The sequence below is a fragment of the Emticicia sp. genome (genome assembly GCF_049241225.1).
GTDB lineage: Bacteria > Bacteroidota > Bacteroidia > Cytophagales > Spirosomataceae > Emticicia.
In genome coordinates this window covers 1-2600 of the sequence record NZ_JBMLRC010000265.1, presented here as the reverse complement: position 1 = coordinate 2600, position 2600 = coordinate 1, and the positions used below count along the sequence as shown (strand labels likewise).

1 protein-coding gene and 1 pseudogene are annotated in these 2600 nt (G+C 34.4%); both read left to right on the top strand.

All coding sequences use genetic code 11. The features are described 5' to 3' along the window. Positions 1–32: 32 nt before the first annotated feature. On the top strand, positions 33–2042 hold the full coding sequence (locus tag ACOVO2_RS14310) for a T9SS type B sorting domain-containing protein (protein WP_421770634.1): 2010 nt from the start codon (positions 33–35) through the stop codon (positions 2040–2042). Between the two features lie 13 nt (positions 2043–2055). Then, positions 2056–2600, top strand: a pseudogene (locus ACOVO2_RS14305) (hypothetical protein); the annotation flags it as partial.

Below are 2600 nucleotides of genomic sequence, written 5' to 3'. Positions count from 1 at the left end.
ATTTGTAGTTAATATAGGCTCACTAACCATATATGAATAACCTTTCCAAAATTATATTTCTGTTTCTGTTTTCGACCACTGTTTTTGCACAAGAAGACTTGTGTAAAAAAACTGCTGGGGTGGAAAGGGGGGGATTTACTTTTGCTGGACCATCAACAGTATGTATTGGGCAAGGAGTTGATTTAAGAGATAATTCTGGCGGAACTGGCGTGAGATATATTTTTGGCTATACCCCTGGAACAAACATCAGCATAACTCCATCACAAACAAACACAAACTACACTTTTCTTGCGGCTGGTACATATACAGTTCTTCAGTATGGTAAGAAAGGCGGTAAGGATATGTATTATTGTGATGTGGTTTATGTGAGAGATAATAATAAACCAGACATAAGTTATGAAGCGTGTAATAACACACAAATCACATTGACAATTAGGAACTCTCCTATCAATAATTTTGATTCATACAGAATAAGATGGAGTGATGGCAGCACTGATAATATACCCACTGGAACAGTTTTGCCATATTCTGTAAAGAAAATATTTTCACCCTCGGCTACTCAAAATATTTTAGTTGAAGGCTTATATTCTCTACCTAATAATTGTCCTGCTCCACAACCAATTACTGTAAAGATGGATAGAGGCGAGATGTTTCCTCGTATAAGTAAGTTAGAGTTAAGCGAAGATGGAAAAGAAGCAATCATGACTCTTATTGGAAATCCGGATGCTGAGTATTTTTTGTCGAGTCGCTCGATTGATCAAAATGGGGTTGTACCAAATAATACAATGCCTAAAATAAAAGCGGGCTCAACAAAGGTTCAGATTCCCAACTCACAAAAAAGCCAGTGTTTTTCAGTCGGTAGAGTTGGACAAGGGGGTTGTTACGAGTTCTCGAACGAAATCTGCACCATCCCTTTTACACTCAAACCCACTGATGAGAATTACGAATTAACTTGGACACAATCTCCAACAGGAAGAACTCAAAATACAGGTGTTTTTACATTTATTAATCAAGTTGATACCCAAATAATTAGAGAAGAGAATGGAACAAATAAGACTACTTTTAACAATGTTAATGGCCCTTATTTGGACAACACTGCTGATTGTAGTAAAAGATATTGTTACACACTTTTATCAAAAGTTACTGTTTCTTATGCTGGTTATACTGGTGCTAGTTATATTGAAACTGCAACAGTAAGTCAAAAGCAATGTATTGACCGTAAAGAAGTACGTCCCCCTGCTATAACTGACGGTCTAGTTAGTGTAAATCCTGCAAATAATGTTGAATTTACATTTATTGATAATAGTTCATGGAATTTAGATAGGAAATTATATCGATTCTATCGTTTAGAAGGCCCTCTTCAGAAAAAAATTGATAGTACTAATACTATTAGGCCATTTTTAGACACGGGAATTAACGCTTCTGAAAAATCGTATTGTTACAAAGTTTCATTTGTAGATAAATGCGGGAGTGAATCTGATTTATCTCCATCTTTTTGTTCAATATTTCTAAATGAAAATGCCATTCGTAATTTAGAATGGAGTAGTGCTTCCCCATTTGGCAATACTTCAATTAGGCAGTTTGAAGTTTTAAGCTACAATGAACAGTCCAACGCAACAACAATAGAAGCGACTAAAACGCCATCTGAAACCACTTTTACACCAATTCTTGATAAATTTGAAGAAGAAGCCAAATTTCAAATAAGAACTACATCAACTGACGGTAAAGAAAGTTTTTCAAATATTTATGTTATTCCAATTGCGGTTAAACTATTTTTACCAGAAGCTTTTTCTCCTAATAATGATAATATAAATGAAAGTTTTGAAATTAAAGGTTTAATAAAGCGTATCGCAAAATTTGAGATACAGATTTATAATCGTTGGGGTAATCCTATTTTTATCTCAAACGATATAAACATTAACTGGGATGGTACTTTCCAGAATACACTCATGCCATCAGATACCTATACGTATAAAATTTATGTAAAAAGTAATGACGGAAAGGAATTTAATAAGTCTGGTAAGTTTTTACTATTGCGATAAAAATATTCAACAAATGATTAAAAAACTACTTATTCTACAATTAGCATTAATTTTTTTCATTAATGTATCTCGCTCACAAAGTCTTACATCAAACATAAAATACCAACTCGAAACAGGTACTTACCTATCGTCTTCTGGAACAACACCTTTTTGGCTACGTTCAAATCAATATGGCATTGTTCCCTTAGAGTCTCAGTTTGCTACTTTTAGGGGTTCAGCTCATAAAGAATATGATTCTACTAGAAATATTAATCAAAAACTAAAAAAAATCGGAGTCGGTTACGGAGCTTGGGCTGTAGCAAATGTTGGGAAAGTCAATCAACTATTGCTACCAGAGGCATACATAAAGGCTCGATATGGCGTTTTTGAATTTTATGGAGGAAGAAGAAGAGAAATTGTAGGCTTGGTTGATACAACCCTAACATCTGGCTCATATATTTGGTCGGGTAATGCTTTACCATTGCCAAAGTTACAAATTTCTATTCCTAACTATGTATCTATCATTGGTAAAGGGTTGATTTCAATTAAGGGAGCTTACGCTCATGGATGGTTTGGAAG